This is a genomic window from Leptospira wolbachii serovar Codice str. CDC, from assembly GCF_000332515.2.
GTDB lineage: Bacteria > Spirochaetota > Leptospiria > Leptospirales > Leptospiraceae > Leptospira_A > Leptospira_A wolbachii.
Genome location: NZ_AOGZ02000014.1, coordinates 1,758,926 through 1,780,398, shown reverse-complemented (window position 1 = coordinate 1,780,398; position 21,473 = coordinate 1,758,926). Strand labels below are relative to the sequence as shown.

Annotated in this window: 17 protein-coding genes; 9 read left to right on the top strand and 8 right to left on the bottom strand. The window is 38.0% G+C overall.

The genetic code is table 11. The annotated features are described in order from the left end of the window. The first annotated feature begins 5 nt into the window (after positions 1-5). From LEP1GSC195_RS13755 to LEP1GSC195_RS13720, 8 genes are read left to right on the top strand one after another with little or no spacing between them, the layout of a single operon-like run. Positions 6-887 carry a bile acid:sodium symporter gene (locus LEP1GSC195_RS13755; protein ID WP_015680551.1) on the top strand — a complete coding sequence of 294 codons (882 nt, stop codon included), beginning with the start codon at positions 6-8 and terminating at the stop codon, positions 885-887. Beyond that, positions 884-2,011 (top strand): acyl-CoA dehydrogenase family protein, encoded by a 1,128-nt coding sequence (locus LEP1GSC195_RS13750; RefSeq protein ID WP_015681305.1) that lies wholly within the window; start codon positions 884-886, stop codon positions 2,009-2,011. The genes LEP1GSC195_RS13755 and LEP1GSC195_RS13750 overlap by 4 nt, the downstream gene beginning before the upstream one ends. 1 nt (position 2,012) lies before the next feature. Next, the gene (locus LEP1GSC195_RS13745; protein ID WP_015681799.1) at positions 2,013-3,002 is read left to right on the top strand and encodes an NAD-dependent epimerase/dehydratase family protein; all 990 of its coding nucleotides are present in this window, start codon (positions 2,013-2,015) and stop codon (positions 3,000-3,002) included. Next, complete coding sequence (locus LEP1GSC195_RS13740; protein ID WP_015682713.1) at positions 2,995-3,825, top strand: SDR family NAD(P)-dependent oxidoreductase; 831 nt, start codon at positions 2,995-2,997, stop codon at positions 3,823-3,825. Before LEP1GSC195_RS13745 ends, LEP1GSC195_RS13740 begins: the two co-directional genes overlap by 8 nt. An 8-nt stretch (positions 3,826-3,833) precedes the next feature. Then, on the top strand, positions 3,834-5,759 hold the full coding sequence (locus tag LEP1GSC195_RS13735; protein ID WP_015680903.1) for an AMP-dependent synthetase/ligase: 1,926 nt from the start codon (positions 3,834-3,836) through the stop codon (positions 5,757-5,759). Positions 5,760-5,770: 11 nt separating this feature from the next. After that, a complete protein-coding gene (locus tag LEP1GSC195_RS13730; protein WP_015680929.1) occupies positions 5,771-6,556 on the top strand; it encodes an enoyl-CoA hydratase/isomerase family protein in 786 nt (261 codons plus the stop codon). 2 nt (positions 6,557-6,558) lie between these two features. Next, complete coding sequence (locus tag LEP1GSC195_RS13725) at positions 6,559-8,121, top strand: methyl-accepting chemotaxis protein (protein ID WP_015681573.1); 1,563 nt, start codon at positions 6,559-6,561, stop codon at positions 8,119-8,121. A 29-nt stretch (positions 8,122-8,150) separates the two neighbouring features. Further along, positions 8,151-9,380, top strand: a complete 1,230-nt coding sequence (locus LEP1GSC195_RS13720; protein WP_015682263.1) for a DUF2804 domain-containing protein — start codon at positions 8,151-8,153, stop codon at positions 9,378-9,380. Between the two features lie 4 nt (positions 9,381-9,384). On the opposite strand, the gene LEP1GSC195_RS13715 is transcribed toward LEP1GSC195_RS13720, so the two are convergent. The 8 genes from LEP1GSC195_RS13715 to LEP1GSC195_RS13680 all read right to left on the bottom strand — a co-directional run bounded on the left by LEP1GSC195_RS13715 (position 9,385) and on the right by LEP1GSC195_RS13680 (position 19,705). After that, positions 9,385-10,584, bottom strand: a complete 1,200-nt coding sequence (locus LEP1GSC195_RS13715) for an MFS transporter (RefSeq protein WP_015680604.1) — start codon at positions 10,582-10,584, stop codon at positions 9,385-9,387. After that, positions 10,581-12,362 carry a Vgb family protein gene (locus LEP1GSC195_RS13710; RefSeq protein ID WP_015682105.1) on the bottom strand — a complete coding sequence of 594 codons (1,782 nt, stop codon included), beginning with the start codon at positions 12,360-12,362 and terminating at the stop codon, positions 10,581-10,583. The genes LEP1GSC195_RS13715 and LEP1GSC195_RS13710 overlap by 4 nt, the downstream gene beginning before the upstream one ends. Then, positions 12,352-13,317 (bottom strand): NAD-dependent epimerase/dehydratase family protein, encoded by a 966-nt coding sequence (locus LEP1GSC195_RS13705; RefSeq protein WP_015682752.1) that lies wholly within the window; start codon positions 13,315-13,317, stop codon positions 12,352-12,354. The genes LEP1GSC195_RS13710 and LEP1GSC195_RS13705 overlap by 11 nt, the downstream gene beginning before the upstream one ends. Before the next feature lie 2 nt (positions 13,318-13,319). Next, complete coding sequence (locus tag LEP1GSC195_RS13700) at positions 13,320-14,213, bottom strand: bile acid:sodium symporter family protein (protein WP_015681322.1); 894 nt, start codon at positions 14,211-14,213, stop codon at positions 13,320-13,322. Between the two features lie 276 nt (positions 14,214-14,489). After that, a complete protein-coding gene (locus tag LEP1GSC195_RS13695; protein WP_015682277.1) occupies positions 14,490-14,969 on the bottom strand; it encodes an LA_3150 family lipoprotein in 480 nt (159 codons plus the stop codon). Positions 14,970-14,978: 9 nt separating this feature from the next. Then, complete coding sequence (locus tag LEP1GSC195_RS13690) at positions 14,979-16,679, bottom strand: porin (RefSeq protein WP_015681673.1); 1,701 nt, start codon at positions 16,677-16,679, stop codon at positions 14,979-14,981. A 317-nt stretch (positions 16,680-16,996) separates the two neighbouring features. Continuing rightward, complete coding sequence (locus LEP1GSC195_RS13685; RefSeq protein WP_015681611.1) at positions 16,997-18,988, bottom strand: methyl-accepting chemotaxis protein; 1,992 nt, start codon at positions 18,986-18,988, stop codon at positions 16,997-16,999. A gap of 306 nt (positions 18,989-19,294) precedes the next feature. Continuing rightward, complete coding sequence (locus tag LEP1GSC195_RS13680) at positions 19,295-19,705, bottom strand: hypothetical protein (protein ID WP_015680974.1); 411 nt, start codon at positions 19,703-19,705, stop codon at positions 19,295-19,297. Between the two features lie 195 nt (positions 19,706-19,900). On the opposite strand from LEP1GSC195_RS13680, the gene LEP1GSC195_RS13675 reads away from it, so the two are divergent. Beyond that, positions 19,901-21,466 carry a methyl-accepting chemotaxis protein gene (locus tag LEP1GSC195_RS13675; RefSeq protein WP_015681964.1) on the top strand — a complete coding sequence of 522 codons (1,566 nt, stop codon included), beginning with the start codon at positions 19,901-19,903 and terminating at the stop codon, positions 21,464-21,466. Positions 21,467-21,473 lie beyond the last annotated feature (7 nt).

The window sequence follows — 21,473 nt, the reverse complement described above, 5'->3', positions numbered from 1 at the left end:
AAATTATGTTAACACGAGTCGAAGAGATTTTATTTGCTTCCATGATTTTTTTTCTGATGGTTGCTATGGGTACAACCTTAACCGTAGAAAACTTTAAAAAAGCAGTTCATTCGAAAAAGCCATTGTTGATTGGGATGATATCTCAATTTGGGTTTATGCCTTTAATTGCCTTTGGGTTAGCAATTGGATTTGGACTTTCACCATTATTTTCTATTGGTTTGATTTTGGTTGGATGTACCCCCGGTGGTACTACTTCAAATCTACTAACCTATTATGCTAAAGGCGATGTAGCTTTGAGCATTAGTATGACCATTACTTCTACAATTCTTGCGATTGTGATGATGCCTTTTTTGTTTTGGTTGTATTGTTCAGGATTCAATACAGAACAGATTCAAATTCCTTATAAAAGTATTATTGGTTCCATTTTTATCCTGATTATACCAGTTTTGATTGGAATTAAAATAAGATCAGCTAACATGAAATTGGCGTTAAAGATTGAGAAAGTAGGAAGTTTTTTGGGAATTCTTATGATCGTTTTTCTTCTTGTAGTCATGGTCCCTAAAAATATAGAGATTCTCAAAAAAACAACAATGGCGATGTACATTTCTGCAATCCTTATTACGGTTTTGGGTTATCTATTTGGATATACCTTTAGTCGGATTTTAAACCTAACCGAACGCCAAAGTACAACCGTTTCCTTAGAAACAGGAATCCAAAATGGACCACTCACGATTGCAGTGATATTGCTAAGTTTTCCACCGAATTTAGTAAATGAGATATTGTGGATGCCCTTGTTATACGCTCTTTTCGTTCCTATCACTTCCTCGCTTGCGACTTTATATTTTTATTTAACATCAAAAAAGAATCAAAAGGAATTACTTAGATGAATTTTTATTTTTCAGAAGAACAGAACCAATTGCGAGAGGCAGTGGCCGCTTATGCTAAGATTGCGGGTGCAGATCCACAAAGGGATATTGAAGAACGAGATAGCGAATTTTCATGGGACGTATTGAATGCATTAGGTGATAAAGGTTGGACTGGAGTGATTGTACCAGAGGAATACGGCGGGATGGGAAAAGGGGCCATGGAATATACAATCATCATGGAAGAAACGGCCAAAGAACTAGTCTATGGTCCACAGAATTTAATTCAAGCCCAACAAGGATTATTAGCTGTAGGAACAGAAGAACAGAAAAGGAAATGGCTACCTGAGCTTGCAAAGGGAAAGATTATGGCTGCCCAAGCAATTTCTGAACCAGATGCGGGATCTTCATTTCAAAACATTCAAACAACAGCTGTGAAGGATGGAAACGAATGGGTGTTAAATGGATTAAAAGTCCATATCAATTTGGGAAAAGAAGCTCAGTTGATGATGGTATTGGCCAAAACAGACAAAGGATTAACTGAGTTTTTGGTGGATAAAGATAGCAAGGGAATTCGTTACGAAAAACAAGATCCCATTGGTTTAAGATCAGCACCAATGTATGATGTTCACTTTGAAGATTGTCGAATCCCAGCAGATACTGTTTTAGGAAGGGAAGGAAGGGGGATCGAAACCTTTATGGCTATCTTTAAACTTAGTCGATTAGGTGTTGCATCACAGTTACTTGGAATTGCTAGAGGATGTCTGGAACATGCAGTCTCTTTTACAAAATCCAGAAAGGTCGGCGAAAACAGAGTTTCTGACTTTCAAGGAATTCAATGGATCATCGCAAAACTTACCTCTGAATTAGAAGCGGCGAAACTGGCAAGGAACCAAGCTGCCTGGTTACATGATCAAAAAGTGAACCACAATTTAGAAACTTCCATTGCGAAGTATCTTGCTGGCGTTGTTGCCGATGAAACAGTTAATAAAGCATTCACTCTCACAGGCTCTCATGCTTGTTATAGAAACCGTCCCTACGATCGTTATGTTAGGGAAGTGAAATCACTATTAGCTGGCGGAGGTAGTTCGGAAGTAATGTTAAATAACGTAGCTCGAGAAATTCTTAGACCTTCTTATCACTACTAATATGAAATTTACAGCTACAACTTTAGTTACAGGTGCGAATGGCTTTATTGGCTTTGAACTTTTAAAAGAGCTCTCAAAGGATCCATCTTTAAAAATTCGTGTTACGGATTTACGGAATGATCGAATCCTAACTTTAAAGAATTCGAATATTGAATTTGTTAAATCTGATATTCGGAAAGAGGAAGAACTTCGAGCTTTATTTGCTGGGGTGGATCGTGTATTTCATGTAGCAGGAATTTGTAATTTAAGCACTCCTTATGAAACATTAAAACCCATCAACGTGAATGCAGTTGATAAAATTACTAATTTTGCACTAGAAAATAAAGTAAAAGCATATATTCATTTTAGTTCTTCGAGTGTTTATGGAACATATAATGGATCTCCATTTCAAGAAACCGATCTTTGTAATCCTTTAGATGCTTACGGAAAGAGTAAATATGATGGCGAACAGATTGTACTAAATAAAATACGAAAGGGGCTGAATACAGTCATTTTAAGGCCTTGCACAGTTTATGGTCCTGGTTGTAACGATGGTGCAGGAAAAGTATTTTCAAGACATGGAAAGATCGCCGGGATTCCTGGAAATGGAAAACAAAGGTTAGCGAATGTTAGAGTGGAAGATGTAGCATCTGCCGCTATTTATTTGTCTGAAAGGGAAACGGTATTTGGTGGGATTTTTAATTTAGCAGATAATAGTCATCCAACTTTGGAAGAAGCTTTGGACTTAGCCGCCGAAGCATTTGGATCGAAGATTAATAAAATACACATTCCTCTGGGACTTCTTAAAGTTTTGGCGAAATTGGAAGCACCAATTGCAAAACTCAGAGGGAAGATTCCTGATTTAGAATTTGATGCAATCAAATATTTATATAACGATTATTATATGGATAATCGAAAACTTAAATCCGTTGGTTATAGTTTAAAATATCCAGATTTTAAAAGTTCTATTTTAAAAATGAAATATTTTTCTAAAGGAGAAAAAAATGAGTAAGGTAATTGTAATTAGCGGAATTGCACAGGGAATGGGCAGAGAAGTGTCTCTCATGTTAGCGACAGAAGGGTACACCATTTGCGGATTTGATATTGAAAAAAAATATTTAGATAGTCTTTCTGATGAATTATCAAAGTTAAATGCAAAGTTTCATTTAGAGCCATTGAGTATCACTGACTCAGACAAACTAATAAAATTCAAAGATACTGTTTTAAAAAAATTCGGTAACGTAGATACAGTCGTATCCAATGTTGGAATTGGTTTTTTTGGTCCATTTGAAGAAGTTGATTTGAACAAGGCATTACAATGTTTTGATATCAATGTTATGGGATGTGCAAGACTATTGCAAGCGTTCCTTCCTTCTATGCGTGTTGCAAAGAAAGGAAAAATTATAGTTATGTCATCACTCGTGGGCCAAGTTCCTTTTCCTTTTGAGTCCATTTACTCAGCGACTAAATTTGCCATTGAAGGAATGGTATCTTCCTTACGTTATGAAGTAACTCCTTTCGGGATCCAAGTGGCTATGATCCAACCGGCCCAAGTATCTACAAACTTCGCAGCCAAAGCACAAAAATTACCGGAAAAGGAATCACCCTATTATGATCGTTGTGTTCGTTTTATCAATCGAGACAATGATTTGATTAGAACAGCCACTAATCCAAAACAAGCTGCAGAAAGAATTGTAAAAGTAATTGTTTCTAATAAACCAAAGTTATTCAATCAAGTTGATTTTATGAGTACATTCTTTTTGGGATTAAATCGTTTTTTACCGCAGAAAATTAAAGATAAAATTTTATTAAACCACATGAATATAAACATTTAGGAAGAAGTATGAAGGTTCCCCATTTAGAAAAGAAAACTTTGTATCACTTAGTGCAAGAAGGAAGACGTTTGTATGGCGATCTTCCTGTTCAGAGTTATAAAGATAACAAGAAAGAGTATCATGACGTTAAGTATAATGATTTTGTTTCTTCTGTGGAAGGATTGTCAAAAGGTTTACTCTACCTAAACACAAAGACTGGGGACAGAATTGGAATCATTGCTGATGTGGGACACCAATGGTTACAAGTGAGTATGGCAGTTACAAATATTGGATGTGTCGATGTTCCTCGGGGAACAGATGCAACCTTAGATGATATCAGTTATATTTTAACTCATGCGGAATGTAAGATTGTCTTTATTGAAAATGAAAAAGCTTTACTCAAATTTTTACCTGAACTAAAAAAACTACAAATAGAAACCGTCGTTTTATTTGGAGATCATAGGAGTGAAAATACTGAGTTAGGATTTCCTATCTTAAACTTTTCGGACTTAAGAAAAGTAGGTTCTTCCATTGACGAAGATAAATTTCATTCCAGAGGGAAACAAATCCAGGAAGAAGATTTAGCGACAATCATTTATACTTCTGGCACAACAGGAAAACCAAAAGGTGTGATGCTTACCCATGGAAGTATTCTTTTCGAAATCAATTCACTTGTAGCAGAATTTCGAAAAACAGGAGTTCATGTTGGTGAAGGTGATGTGACTTTAGGGTTTCTTCCTCCTTGGCATAGTGGTGAGAGAATTTTTGAAACCATCTGTTTTTATTCCGGTATCAAAATTGCGTTCACAACAGTTCCTGAACTTGGAAAGGATTTAGCGAAAGCAAAACCAACAATATTATTTACGGTTCCGCGTGTTTGGGAAAGTTTTTATGACAAAATCAAAGATACAATTAACAAAAGTAATGTTTTCAAAAAGTATTTTCTGAAATTACTTGTTTGGAATTCAGTTAATTTTTCCATTTGTTATGACCTTGCCTTTGATAGAATTCCGAGGTTAAATTCTCCTAAAACCATTTTTCAGATTTTATCACAAATTCTTCATTTCATTCAATTAATCATTTACCTTCCTCTACTCCCTATTTCGAAATTAGTTCTAGCGAAAATATTATCAGTATTAGGTGGTAGATTGCGATATGCCTTCGCTGGTGCGGGAGCTTTGCAAGCAGAAGTGGATCGATTTATGTATGCGATCGGTATGCCTATTTTAGAAGTCTATGGGATGACGGAGAACTCGGGTGTTTCGACGATAAGACATTATAATGACTTTTCGGTGGGTAATGTTGGGAAACCAATCAATGGAGTCTCAATCAAACTCATTGATGAGTTTGGAAAGGAAGTTACTAAACCTGGAATCAAAGGTGTCGCTCATCATCATGGATTTCATAATATGAAAGGGTATTACTTAGAAGAAGAAAAAACAAAAGCAGTATTAACTGCTGATCGTTGGCTAAATTCTGGTGACTTACTTGTTTATACTGCCCAAGGAACATTGAAGTTTGCGGGACGAGCTAAAGACACAATTGTACTTTCTGGAGGCGAAAATGTAGAACCAGAGCCTATCGAAATTTGTTTGAAACAAAGTGAATATATAGACCAAGCAGTTGTTGTGGGACAAGATAAAAAATCATTAGCGGCTTTAATATTACTAAATTTTGATAAAGTACAGTCTTACTTGGAATTGCATTCTATTTCTCTGGATTTAAACAATTGTCTCTACAATGAAAATGAACATTTACAGAAGTTAGTGAAGGAAGAAGTCAAAAGATTTGTCTCCGATAAAAATGGGTTTAAGTCTTTTGAACGGATTACCAATGTTTATATCTTACAAAATCCCTTTGTTGTGCATGATGAATTGACTCAAACACAAAAAGTAAAACGAAATCGAGTTCAAGAAAAGTATCATAACGAAATAGAATCTATGTATCGCAAATAGGCGGATTTTGGATGAACACGTATCAATCATGGAATATAGAAATTGAAGATCGAATTGCAACCATTACATTACATACCAATGATTTGAATGTAATGAATATGGAATCGCTTTTTGAACTAAAGAAAATTAGTAAAGAACTAGAGGAAAATAATGAAGTTTGGGCCATCATTTTGCAAGGTGCAGGAAAACATTTTTCTTCTGGAGTAAATATTGATATTTTAAGTAAAGCAGCTGAAATCAGTGCAGAAGAATTCAAGACAAATATGCGAGAGATGCAGAGTTGTTTTACAACATTTGAGAATATTTCAAAACCTACAATAGCAAAACTCCAAGGATTTTGTATGGGTGGTGGGTTTATGTTAGGCCAATGTTGTGACTTTAGAATTGCCAGTGAAAAATCAGTTTTCTCAATTCCTTTGGTAAAATTAGGTTTAACGGTTCTTATGGGAACAAACAGGATCACTCGAAATGCTGGCATTGCAGCGACAAATGAACTTGTTCTGTTAGGTGAAAAATTTAATCCAGAAAAAGCTCTCCAACTGAATTTAGTAACAAAAGTAGTTCCACAAGAAAAATTAGATGAGTCTGTAAAACAATTTGCAAATAAATTTAAGTCCTTACCTCCGAAAACCATAGCAATTACCAAACAAATTATCAGACAAGGAGATAAAATTCCTTTAGAGCAAAGTTTGGAATTAGAGATCGAATTGCAGTCGAAGATTTTAGATTCTTCCGATTTAAAAGAAGCGTTGGATAGTTTCTCAAATCATCGCAAACCAGTTTTTACCGGAAATTAACAATGAGCATTGAGGGCCTTTGGCAAAATGGTAAAGTAACAGTCAATCGAATCAGGATTGTTTTATTTTTTATCTTCTTTTTCGCATTGGTTGGAGCAAGAGAAAGTATGCCTCCCGCAATGTTTGCGATCCATCTGACTGGAACATTGATTATGGGAGTTTATGCCACTCTATGTTTTTTTTGGCTGAGGATCGGCAACCCTCCCGATTGGTTTCATAAGTTACTCATTATCTTAGACATAGGAATCCATTTAATTAATACATCCATTGATTGTAGTATGGGTCCCATGGAAGCAAAGTCTGCTTTAAGCAATACCGCAGTCTTATTGGTTGTGTATTTTTATTTGATCTATTCTGGTTTTCTGGGAAACCCAGGTTTTGTTTTATTTAATGGATGTTTGGCGGGAATGGGAGTATTTTTATCATATTTTATTTCCATCTCTTACGGTGGATTAATTCCTACTGAAGATCCTACTTTGTATATCCAAACAGGGTATGTGGGAACTTCTGCTGAGATTATTAAAGGGATATTTATAATCGTAAGTGGTGTTTTACTTTCTAGGCTAATTGCCCTTTTGATTCGAATCAGTGATAAAGGAATTGAGAAAGCAAAAGAATCTGAGGAATTATTTTTAAAGTCAGTCCAACAGAAAAATTTGGTACAAGGTGCTGCCAAAAATTTAGAATCTTCCATTCAAAGTTGTGGAAACTATATATCCCAGACAGCAGAAAGATTAGAATCTCAAGCGGCATCTTTAGAGCAAGTGACAGCAATCAACACGGAACTTTTTTCTTCGTTCGAGTCCAATGCAAAAATCATAAATGATCAAAATATAAAAATTACAGATTTATTTTCAGGATCGAATGATCTCAATCAATTGGTCGCTACAATAAGTTCCATTAACCAAGAGTTGATTTCGCTTGCGAACGAAAACAAAAAAGATACTACTGAAATTGCAGTCGTATCCAAACGTACGAGTGAATATTTATCTTCTATAAAATCCTCTTTTGATAAAGTAGATGAAATCAATCAGATTGTCGCAGAAATTGGAGAGAAAACAAACCTACTTTCCCTAAATGCATCCATTGAAGCCGCACGAGCTGGAGACGTAGGCAGGGGATTTGCTGTGGTTGCTAGTGAAGTGAGTAAACTTGCAGATTTCACCGCAACAAATGCAAAGATCATTTCCGAGGTCGTGGGGAATTCGCGAAAGTTTATATTCAATGCTGCTGAAGTATCTGCACAAACAGGGAATTTAACTACAAATCAAATTCAAAAATTAGAAATAACAACTGAAAAAGTAAGTTATATGCACGTACTTTTTGAAAAACAAAAAGGAATTATTTTTGATACCCTGGGTCGTCTGAATGAAATCAATGATTTGTCCTCACAAATATCTTTAAGTACCAAAGAACAAATTTCGGGGCAAACAGAAGTGAATAAAGGAATCCTTGCTTTAGAAGACGAGGTGAGCCAAATTTCGGATGCCTCCAGAAATTTAGAACAGTATGTGGAACAAATTAGATTCCAATCTCAAGAGTTATTGACTTTGAGTGACTCTTAATATAGGATTTATTTTTTTGGAGAACATTTATGTTTCAAATCAAACCGCAACTGCTAAACGTTTTAGGAATAATTTTCCTTAGTTTTTGCATATTCAATTGTTCTAATGCTAAATTAGAACCTGGTCAAATTGTAGACCAACACGGAAAAACCATCGTCCAAATTCCGGAACCTGGTTCCAATCCTACCAGCCAAAAGGAAATCAAAAGTTCGATTCCACTTTTATTGGCAGATGGAAAATTAAATGTCTCTGGTTGGTCCAGATACCCTCATTTTCAAATCAATGAATCTTTTATTAAAGCCGATCCAAAACGATACAAACGTTGGGAACATTATACATTTTATAACGAAAAATTCGGTGGAGCTGTGACCATCACTGATATTGGAAATTTAGCAATGGGTAGTATTGAACTTTTAGAGTTTGCTACCGGCAAAGTTCTTTTTTCCAAAACAGAACTAGTGAGACCTGGAGAAATCTTTTTTCCGACCAATACAACGGATCCGATCGAATTCAAAAAAGGGGATCAGTTCATTCGAATCATAAAACTAAAAGATAAAAGAACCATAGAATACTCCATCATTGGAGATACTCATTCTGAGTTCATTAAAGGAAATTTTGAGTTAGTAGAAAAAGCACCAGAAGCCCTGGCTGTCATCACTCCATTTTCAGAATCTACTTTTTTTTATGAATACAAAATGCCTAGTTTACTTTGTAAAGGTTCCATCCAATACAACAACGTAACTTACGAGTTTAATGACAAAAGTTATGCGGTGCTTGATTGGGGAAGAGGGACGTGGCCCGAAAAAAACAAATGGCTGTGGGCTGCTGGTGCAGGTCTTGTGCAAGGGGAATTACTCAGTTTGAATTTGGGCTATGGTTTTGGAATCCCAAACAATGCCACTGAGAATGGAATTGTTTACAAAGGTAAAGTCCATAAACTCGATAAAGTCACTTGGAAGTATGATGTCACAGATTACAAAAAACCTTGGAAGTTTTCAAGCAACGAAGGTCGGTTGGAATTAGAGTTTACGCCCGTTTATCTTTTACATTCAGACATTGATTTAATGGGAATGATTGGATTTTTAAAACAATTGTACCAAAACTTTACTTTTTCTGAAATTTTAGACCTCCTCAAAACAGAAGCTTATTTGAATAAAGCTTTTGGTCATTACAACGGTTATGTGGTGTTGGACAATGGAACAAAATTAGAAGTAAAAGACCTTGCTGGTTTTGCCGAACAAATGTACCAGCAGTGGTAATGAATTAACGTTCATAGTTCCTAAGAGTATCTAATCTGATTGTGCTTAAAACCACAATCAGAGTGATTGTAGCTCCCGCAGTGATGACTGCCGTTGTAATGGGAACTTTTACAAGCAATAACCCAGACAATAAACCAGATACCGCAGGCACTACTTGGCTTGTGATGGTATACAAACTCACGAGCCTCCCTCTATACTCTGTAGTCACTTCTGATTGCAGTATTGCAACGATGAGACTAATACTAGCCCCTGCACCAAACCCGCTAAAAAGTAAAAATAAAACTGAGACCCATACAACTGAACTAAATCCAATTCCAAAAAATCCCAAACCGCAAAAAAGGCCAGAAAGGAATATCATCTTACCATAACCAATAATTTTTGCTAATTTTAAAGAAACTCCACCACCAACTAACAAGGCAAGAGCGAGTCCACCGAGAAAGAAACCTCGTTCCAATTCTCCTAATTCCAAAACTCCTTTGGCAAACCGTGGCATCATGACTTGTACTGGGCCCATGGAACAATAGATCACAATGGAAAATAGTAAGGTTTGTTTGAGGAGAGGATGATTTTTTGCATAAGATACCCCTCTCAAAATTCGATCCCATGCTGATGAAGATTTTCCAAGACCTTTTGTTTGGATTCCGACAAGGAGAATCATCGCAATCAGAAAGAGTGTAGCTCCCGTTTGGTGGACCATTTCCCAAGAATTAATCTTTCGACAAAAGGCAAGGATGGGAGGTGCAGCCCCAAATCCAAGCATTACAAGGATATTGAAGACAACGGCCAACTTTACCTGACGTTCGCCCGCAAGTCTTCCGAGTAGGGACATACGAGCAGGAGCAAGGACCGACCAGCCGATTCCGGCAAAAGCAGCACCTAATAGATAAATAATGACAGATACCTCTCCTTGCAATCGAGAAGATAAATGCAACAAACCCAAAGAAACTAAAAACGATAGGTGGGCAGCCTGCGCCAATTTTTGGGGAGAATAAGAATCACACCACGCACCTGCAAACCAACCAAGGAGGAGTGGAACTCCAAAACACAAACCAAATCCTAATCCTGCAAGTGCATCTGCATTCCAAACGTCTTGTGCATACAAAATAACACTATAATTTGTTAGGTGACCTGCTAAAAATCCTAAAAAAGATGCAGCCAAAAATCGAATGATTTGGCCTTCGCTAAAGTTTTCTTTTGAATTCATTTTGATTGTTTAATTTCCATTAATGTAGGTTGTCCATCTTCAATATGCCAACTGGGAAAAGCCCCATTGCAGGTATAAGCTTTTCCATCCGGTCCAAATTCTACATCCCGCGTGAATGTAACTTTTCGACTCATAGGATATACTTTCCATTCTTCGGTTTTGATATCCATTGCCATGAGGTTGTCAGACGAAGTCCCATTTACCCAAACAAGATTTCTTTGTCGGTCAACATTGAGAGAGTAGGGTGTCTCAACTCCATCCACGGCAGTGGGTAATGGATAGAGTTTGAATTTTCCGTCTTCGGGAGTGTATTTAGCGATGGCACCTTCAGGAAAGGCAGAAATCCAAATATGATTGTCTTTATCAATTCGTAGACGCCTTGGTCCTTGGAACGGAGTTTCTATCAATTGAAAACTATCATCTTTCGGATTAATCACACCAATTGTATCCGCATGCAAACGTGTAAACCATACATTGCCGTTAGGTGCGATATCGATACCATAAGGAAGGGGCATCCCACTCACTCGTTCGTCCACAGGTAATAAATGCATTGGAAATCCCCAGTTCATCAGTTTCACAATGAACCCACTGATCCATAAACTAAAACTTTCTTTAGTAGTTCTTGCAGGAAGAGTATAATTTTTGAATGTATTTTTTTTGCGGTCAAACATTCCCACTTGGTTCGAAAGTGCCAATGTAAACCAAACTCGATCTTCTTCATCAATACGAACGGTATGAGGATACAATCCATCAGCAAATACATGGTCAGTAAATTTTTTTGTCACAGGATCAAACTCGGTGATGCGTTTTTGTAAAGACGGTGTAATGAATATATGCCCATCCACTGGTGACTCTGCTAGGGAATGTAGACCCACATAGGTTTCATGTTTTTGGAAGGAACGTAACCTTCCAGGAAGAAGGCCTCCCAGTTCGTCATCTGGTTGTTTCGGAACTTTATACACTACCGTTTTACCGGTGTTAGTATCAATTTCCCAAAGTCTGTCTTGGATATTGTCACCAACATACACAAGGCCTGTTTTTTTATGATACAAAAGGTCATGCATCTGAGAAAAACTATCACCCATCGGCCATTCCCGAATCACAGCTCCATGTAATTCTTTTCCCCAGATACGTCCTGGTTTCACACGTTCAGGATGTTTGAGCAAATCTACATAAGCATGCGAAAGAAGGCCTGGGAGTTTTTTTTTGGCCTTGCCATGAGGCCTTGCCCCATACCCCATCATACGATTGATGATCTCTTCCCAATCTCCTTCCGTAAAAGCCCGACGCATAAAAAAACTTCCTTGTTGGTGACAAAACCCGCATTGTTCGAGATAGGTTTTTCTTAAATCCTTATCTTCCCCAAAATCTAAAGCGGCCACCCAACTATTGGAAGGGTATTGACTAACAAGTGCATTCATATCCACTACCTTCTCCATCCGAAAGGACTGGCTCGATCCAGAAGGAAAAGCACGAAGGTTTTGGTCTTTGAATCCAATTTTGCGCAGGCGAACAATCACAGAGGGCGCATAAGAAAAGGGAACTTGCACCCTTCCATTGGGATTGGTAAACATAGTCACTTCTGGTGTGATGTTAAAAACCAAACCTTCGGGTGGATATCCATGGTCATCTCTCGGAGCCACTTGTGGTTTTTCGGCTTTGACAGTGACCATAACTAAATCTAAAGGTTTTCCCGAAGTATCTTTCACTTCTATCTCAATGGCAATTAACGGTAAATAGGTGATAAACATTAGAAAGAGGATTAGTTTAGTTTTCATGATAGGGAACTCCTTTGGCTTTTAAATATAAAATGAATGTTTCTTTGGATGTGAATTTTGGTGTATATCCAAATCCACCTTTTAATTGTTTGTTGGATAGAACAGGTCTATAACGTAAAAAATCGATTTGGTCCGGACCATATTGAGTCAGCCGGAAGATTCGCAAAAGAAAGAGTATCGATTGTAAAATAAATGCGGGAATGGCAACGTAGGGTTTACCAATCATAGAACTAATTTCTTTTAAAGTCAGTGCACCATCCCCCGCAAGATTGAACTGCCCTTCTTTTTTTTCTAAAATTCCTTTTATGATGATTTGAATCACATCTTCATCCCAAATAAATACAAAGGGGCTTTTGTATCCCAAGATCCCAAAGACCAATGGCTTTCGGAACATATCAGTGATTAGGTTGTTCACCGATGCACCTAAAATGGTTCCTGGTCTTAAAATCAGTTGTTTTAAGCCAGGGTATTGGAGGCGGTATTCAGAAAGAATTTCTTCCACCTCCTTTTTGTGCCTAGAGTAAGCAAAAGCAGAGTGCCCACGGATGGGATCTGTTTCTTCAATCCAATCTCGATTTTCTTTATGATATCCATAAGCTGCGCCAGAACTTGTGATGATGATTTGTTCTGTATTGGCTCGAACTGCACCGTCTAACACGTTCCTTGTGCCTTCCACATCAATTTTATGCTGGGTTTCTTCACTCATCCCTGGCGGTGGGTTTAAAATGGAAGCTAAGTGAACTATGGAGTTGGGTTTCCAATTTTGAATTATCTTTATTACTTCGTCACGGTTGCTAATGTCTAAAATCTGAAATTCTAGATTGGATATACCATCTAATCCTTTTAGTGGTTTGATATCGGTTGTCAGAATTTTCCAATTTGGATAAGATTTTGTTATATGTTGGATCAGCGAGGTGCCAATGTATCCGGCACCACCAGTGATAAATATTCTCAAGTTTAAGTTCCTTCTTGGGGTGAAAACTTTCGCCAATACAGAACCAGTAACAGTCCCGAAACAATATGCCAAATCCCCCAAAATGCAGCCACCAAAGCCATGTTTGGTTCTGCTTGAAACTGTGTCAGAATTAGGCCGAGAGCAAGGCCCGAGTTTTGCATTCCCACTTCAATGGTAATGGCCCGTCGATTGTAAGGATCTTGGCGAAAAGCTCTAGCAATTAAATTGCCAATCGTAAGAGCTACCAAATTATGGAAGACAACGATAAGGAAAATAAATCCCATATTGTCTAAAAATACTTTCCAGTTTCCGCCAACGGCCACAACAACAAACACAAGAAAAGCAATCGAAGAGATTCGTTTGAAAAAGGGAGTGATTTTGTGAGCTACTTTTGTGGCAAAATTTCCAATTAACATTCCAAGAGCCAAAGGAAACAAAAGAAGGATCACAAGACCTTTAATGATCATTATACTATCGATATGCAATTCTCCCGTTCCAGAAATCATTGCTTGAGTGACAGGATTCAAATTTGCCGTCATGGTAAAGTTAAGTGGTAAAGTGATAATGGCAAAAGCACTGGAGACTGCGGTCATACTCACAGACAGAGCCGTATTTCCATGGGCCAAATGAGTAATGATATTGGATAAGTTGCCTCCTGGACTTGCAGCAACTAACAACATACCCAGTTCAATTCCTGCGGGTAGGTCGAGGAACAATGTTATGAGAAGTGTGATCCAAGGTAAAAATATAGTCTGACCTATGAGTCCTGCTAAAGCAGAGATTGGACGTTGTAGTACCGCTTTAAAAGCAATGAACCTAAGTTCTAATGCAACACCGAAGATCATCAGTGCCAAAACAAGACCTAAAACGATTTGGTAGTCGTTATTATAATTCATCCTTTTTGATTCCTATAGAACAAAACGTATCCAATAAAGAACACATCTTTGATAAAAAGATGGTTCGCAGGACGTTATCTTCTTCTAAGGAAAATTAGGTTCTATCTTTTTTTGAGGGAAACGATAGAGGAGGGTAAGTTATTTCTGAACACTAACTTTTTTTCCAAGTAGATTCGATTCAAAAACTAAGTTGAGATCCTTACAAAATTCACAAAAGGATAGTGATTTTATCCTTTTGTGAAGGGAATCTCAATACAAACTATATATTCAATCCAATCAAAATCCCGCTGCTGTGATCGCAGATTTTGCGCAAGGATTGTTATTTGGATCACAAGTAAACATTTTAAAAGTGAACACATCATTAGGGTTTGGTCTTTGTGATGTAGAACCAAAATTAGTTCCACTGGCAAATCCTAAATCAGAACAAGAGGAAGTGGATACTGCATACTTTTTGATATTGGTATTAAGAGTGCCACCTGCACCACCGGGTGGTGTGTTAAAGTAAGCTGTGGAACCAACATTGCCTCCATTTAATTGGAAGGTATCATAACAAGTTCCTGTATACGAACCACCAAGATCAGCAACTTCCATCACCACCAATGATTTGTTCCGATCAGCCACACCATTCAGCAAATTGTTGATCACAAGGGATGAGATCGCTTCCCGGTTCTGTTCTTTGGATTGGCAATTCCCAAGAAAGATCGAAACCACTAGAATCATAAAGAATCGTATCATTACATTAATTTTTAAGTTCATGTTTTCCTCTTAGTTGGGTCTATAGCTATAAGCTTCAGGAGAAACAACTCCGGTCCAAAAGTTTGCCTGAAATTGTAGGTAAACTCTTCTGTCATCAATTGGCATTGCATTTCCGGTGTTGGGATTCACATCAAATTGATTACCAAGAACTTGGTAATACAATTGGGCTTTAAAGTGGTGTTTATCGCCGAAAAGATTTAAACCCGCCCAATACACTCGTAAAGAGTCCGTTGGATCTACTTTCCCATTCCGATTGAAATCACCTTGGATGTATTCATACTTCAAAACAGGCATGATGTGGTATTTATCCAAAATAGGAATGTTATAACCTACTGTTCCATGATATCCAAATAAATCATTGGAAGCAGCTCCACCAAATGTGGTATAGGCGCCGGATAAATAGAAACCTTTGTAAGTAAAGGTACTATCATAAGTATGTCCGATAAGCCCCATTTTCGGTCTACCCAAAGTAGGAATAGAGTTTTGAACTAAAAAATTAGGATTTCCATTGGCATCCAAACTACCGCGGTCTGGATTGGATCCTTGGGCAGTGAGTAATTGGATTCCACTCGTTGTGCCAGGTGTGTATTCTGGAACATAGAGTGCTGGGGTAATCAAATTCTGTGTCTGCACATAACCTGCACCCACAGACCATTTCAACTCACGTTGAAAAATTTCTTCTCCCTCTTGCCAGTTCACCATCTTACCATCAGACTCTCGTTTGAGTCCACCAAACACATTCACTTGAGCCCGTGCATAGTAGATAGGAGAAGTGTTCACTGTGCCATATCGATTAGCGGTTGTTAGGTCTTGTCGTCTTCCCGTTCCGTAGTCTCCACCGCCCCCTTTTCCGTTACTCACCATAAGGGAAACTTGTAGGTATCTTTCCCATTTATGATCAATCTCTTTCAAAGGAGTTGCCTGGATCATCACACCGTTATCAAACTGAGGAATGGCATTCACAATCATACTTCGTTCTAAAGTCACAAAGTTAGCAGAGGATTGTAAATACTCTCTACTGAATTGAGTTGGCAATTGTCCAAACACAAATCGTAATCCACCGTAAGGAATTTTTGCATAAGCGAAGGCTTCATGGATATAACCGCGATTATCCTTCATTCTTGTGTTGGTTACATAAGTTGTTGTAGCCGGTCTTCCGTTTGCATCCAAATAGTTTAATGTATTTGTTGTTTGAACTACGTCGGGTCTGTTCAACATGTTTTCTAAACGAAGTTGGATGTTGGCACCCCACCAATCGTTTTCGTATTGAGCACCCAATCGAAGTCTTCTAAAGTTCCAATCGACCGTATTAAAATCACGATGTCCATTATTGAAGAGAGAATCTTCCGAACCAGAAACGCCCCGAAACTGCATACGACCTGTGATCGTCAGTTTTTCTTTAGCAGTATCATCTGGTCTATGGGCAAAGGCGTCGGGTAGGGTAGTTGTATTTCCATTTAGGGGACGGTTGTAATCCACCTTCACTCGGTTAGGACCCGGTTTTGTAAAAATTTGGCCCGATTCTGAATCCTCATAGAGTTCTCGGTATACTTTCGCTTGTGGCTCTTTTGATTCTTTTTTGTGTTCTTTGGCTTCTGTGGGGGTTGTGCCCGCCGGGACCTGTTCCTTGGTTTGGGAAGGTTCTGATTCAGCAGAAACGGCCCTTACAAAGAATAGAATGGCCAAGATGGCTTTTGAGATAGTCTTCATTCGCAGTTGGTTACGACTGATTTGGATTTATTACAAACGGAAGCGAACCTCCGATTCAATGTTTCAGTCTAGTTACAAACGTATTGAAGTACTGTTGGGATTGGATGACAGGAATGTTACAAATTGGTTACAAGGCCAGAAGTCGCCCAGTTTTTATACATTTTTTTGCCAAAAACTGGGTTTGTCATAATTGGAAGGATATTTTGTTACAGAATCATCACGATTCTACGGGGGCGGATCCGCTTACACGGACCGGGCTCTACGCTTCAATCTTTCCTAAGGAAAGGATTTCCGCTACGATCCCTTCCGCTAGTAGGTCACAATTGGAATTGGTCGCAAATCCCTTTCAGTTTGTCGGCTGTGTTCGAGAGATTTTTTGCTGATGAGGACATCTCTTCTGCGCCCGCAGCTGTATTGATGGTATGTTCATTGATTTGTGTGATCACATCGGTAATCTCCCTTACAGCACCTCTTTGTTCGTCTGCAGCGACTTTGATTTGGTCCGATTCGTCTTTGACAATGCCAGAGTTTTCCAAAACCGATGGGTTGATTTCCGCTTGAGAACCCATGATGCTATAGAGGGAATCCATTGCCCTGGAAACATCATTGATACTTTTAATGATCTCTTGGATGAGGGATGTCGAAGACTGGATACTTTTTGCACCACCGTCCAACTCTTTTGAGTTTTTATTGATCATTTCTGAAATGGATTTGATCGAAGATGCGGTTCGGATGGAAAGTTTAGAGATCTCTTCCGCTACAACAGCAAATCCTCTTCCCGCGTCTCCCGCACGAGCCGCTTCAATCGCCGCATTTAGTGCTAAAAGTTGTGTCTGGTCTGAAATTTCATTAATGATCGCAATGATTGCCTTCATCTCATCTGATGATTTCAATATATTGCTAATCATATCATTCATACCGGTAAGCGATTGTTCCCCTTCTTTAGCTTGGTTAGAAATCGACTTCATGCGATTGAGGGTATGATTGATTTCGTCTGCAACTTGTTTGACGCTATTCGCTAACTCTTGGATTTTATTTCGAAATTGGGAGATGTTATTGTGTTGGATATCGATAGAACCAGTGATGTTTTCCATACTGGCAGACATTTCTTCTACCGTGGCTGACATCTGTTCGGTGGATGCAGCCGTTGCTTGTGCCCCTCCCGAAAAACTATCTGAACTGGATGAAAGTTGGCCCGCACTGGAGGCAAGTTCTTGCGATATAAATTGAATCTCGGAAACAATTTTTCTAAGACTTACTAAAAAGGAATTTGTATCTCCACTGAGCTCACCAATTTCATCATCGTGTGTGATTTTTAATGATTGGCTTAGGTCTCCCGTAGACATTTTTTTAAAGAGGTCACGAAGGCCCGAAATAGGTTTTAGTCTTTGTGTGATGAGTCGAGAAAGTGCAAAAATGGAAATACTCAATATAACTATGGCAAAAATTCCAATTTTTAACAACATATCATGAACAACGGTTAGAATCTCTCCTTTGGAAGCAATCGTTGCCAACCGAATGTTGTATTGGTTTAAATCATATACTGTTGCAATCTTTTCTCTGCCGAAAAAATATTCCATGTGCTCATCTGATTTTAACTCGAGTAACTTTTTTCCCCAGTCTAGTTTTTTAAGATCCAGTTTTAAGATTAAGGATTTATCGGGATGTCCAATGACTTGGCCTTCTCTGTCAGTGATGGCAACAAAACCTTCTTTTCCAATCCGAACATCCCTCACAACTTCATCTGTGAGTTGGTTTAAAGAAACTGCAAATGCAAAGATCGCCACAACTTGTTTGCCTTGGAATACAGGCATTGTTAAGACTGCAACTGGTTCTTGAGTGACTGGGGAACGGTTTACTTTACTTAAGAGAGGTTTTCCTTGCAGAACGGCTTTTATATTTTCATCGAAACCCGTGTTACCCCAACGAAATCCGATGGCTTTGCCCGTTGCATCGGAAAAAACTATCGGATTCTCTTCTGCTGTAGATAAAAAAACATTTTCATAGACCCCGAATTTTTGGCTCAAATTAGCAAGGAGAGGGTCTAGATACTTACGATCTTTTTTGATGCAACGTTCGGCAAATTCGGGGTTAGTGGCAGTAAATTCTGCCAAAAGAAATTGTTGATCAAAAAAATTCTGGATCTGTTTGCCGGAAAGCCTTGCGACGTTTTTCATTTCTCCGATATAAGCATCTACAATGTAGGATTTGCCTATGATGTAAGCAAACGAGGAGATTCCTAAGGCAAGGACCATAATCACGGCCACACTCAAAGCGACAATTACAGTCTTTAGGCTATTAAATTTCATTTTTTCTTTTCCTAGCAAAAATAAATAGAATCATATTTCATGATCTTTGAATCGGATTTGTCAAACCACATATTAGGACGATTTGTACTAAATCTTTCTATCCTCTTTCTTTTTAGATTTTTGAGGAATCTGCATTTTTACCATCTAACTATATCTTCGGATAAGTACGAATGCTTTATGAAGGTATTCAAAGAATATGGTCTTTTTTCAGATTTTCTAAAGTAAGTTTTTTTACTTTAGCTTTATGTGACTTAATTCTGGTCAGGTGTAAATATTAGATATTTATAAAGTACTAAATTTCTTTTCCTACCGATTTTCTTTACGGATAACCAATTTCAGTCCGGACCAAACCTCATCCACAGCACAAACTTTAATATCGACAAGTCCCAGTTCCAGTGCAAAATCTCGGATTAGATTTTCATTCATATCGGATGGAATCTTTGAAGTTTTTTTCGGCCAAGAAATCCAAATCATTCCTGCTGGTTTAATCCAGCTCATAAGTTTAGGTAATTTTTGACGATACTCTTTCGATGAAACTGTAAAGAAGTGAATCATGTCTAATCCGGACTTTGGTTTGTCTAGGATTTGGACTTGTTTGGGAAAAGTTCCCCAGTCTTTGATAAAATCTTTTGAGGGGAGATTGATCAGATGAAGGATCATATTTTCTTTGATCCCCAATTTTTCCACGAGTGGCTTTCCTGAATATCCAGTTGTCATAAATCTCTTCCATGAATGAGGAATCTTTTTAATTACATCGGTAAAGTACTGTTCACAATTAAAAATCTAAGTTTCGTAGAAAAAAGTGAAAAATGCAGATGATTTCCTTAGATTTTGATTCGTAGATGAAGTAAGACCAATAAAATATTGCACCTAATCGCCATTCCGGTGATTTCATTGAATAGAGGGTATTTAGTGTTAACAATTGCAGATCTTTGGAAACAAGGGAAAATTATAATCAACAGAATCAGATTTGGATTGGTTCTTTTATTCCTTCTGGCCATGATTGGGGCAAAGGACGAGTTCCAACCAAAGATGTTTGTGATCCACATGGTGGGAACTTGCACCATGGGATTTTACTGTGCCGTTGCTTATGTCTTAGAAAGAAAAACCAACCCACCTACTTGGTTTCATAAACTCTTAATTCTATTCGATACTCTAGTCCTCGGTGGCACCATCATTCTGGACTGCACTTTAAGTTTAAAAGAGGCCCAGGCAGCACTGGCAAATGCAGCGGTTTATTTTATCTTCTTCTTTAATGCCATTTATTCCGGATTTTTAGGCGATCGTAAGTTTGTTCTATTAAACTCATTTATTGGTGCCACTACTTCAGCAATTGCCTTGTATTGTGCAGTGACTATTTCAGGAATCAAACTTTCTGTAGACCCTGAGTTGTCCCGCCAGTTAGGTTATGTCGGTATGGCAGGTGAAGTCCTAAAACCAGTTTTTATTATGATCGCTGGGTACATTGTTAGTTTGCTTGTTCAACTTCTAACAAAGATTAGTACTCTCGCCCAGATCAAAGCAGATGAAGCAGAACTTCTTCTAAATCAAACCAAAGAACGAAATAAAATTTCTGCCAATGCCGCAGTCAAACTAGAAAGTTCTATTACCAATTTTAGTAACTTTGTTTCACAAACTTCTGTGAAACTCGAATCGCAAGCGGCATCCTTAGAAGAAATCACCGCAGTCATTTCCGAACTTTCTAGTTCTTTTGAATCCAACGGGTCTTCTATTGAGGAGCAAAATAACAAAGTCCAAGGAATGGTATCCGATACCGAGATATTAAAAGAAACGGTAGACCAAATCCTTGTTCAAAGTGAACGATTAGTTGAAATAGCTGAGATCAATAAAAAAGAAAGTATGTCTGTTACTGAAGTGGCGGACCAAACAGCGGCCCATTTAGAAGCCATTCAATCTTCATTTGACCAAGTCAATGAGATCAATAACATAGTTGCAGAAATTGGTGAAAAGACTAACCTACTTGCGTTAAATGCATCAATTGAAGCAGCAAGAGCCGGCGATGTTGGAAAGGGCTTTGCCGTTGTTGCCAATGAAGTGAGTAAACTTGCTGAGTTTACCAAAAACAACGTAAAACGAATTTCCATCGTTGTCAAAAGTTCCAAAGAAATCATAGCCAATGCTAGAAATGCATCCAAAAACACAGGGGAATTGGCAAAATCTCAAATTGATCGATTGAACCAAACATTGGTTGCCATCCAAGACATGAACCAATTGTATTTGGAACAAAGAAATACTTTATCTGCCATTTTGTTGGAACTAGGGCAAATTCGAGAACTATCCAAACAAATTTCCGAATCCACCAAAGAACAGTTACTTGGACAAAAAGAAGCATCCAAAGGAATTGTTCAATTAGAAATGGAGGTCAACGAAATCAGTCGTGCCTCAAAAGATCTAGAAGAACATATTGAAATGATTAAAGATGAAGCCAATAAATTGGCATCCATGAGCCAGAGTTAGTTCTTAA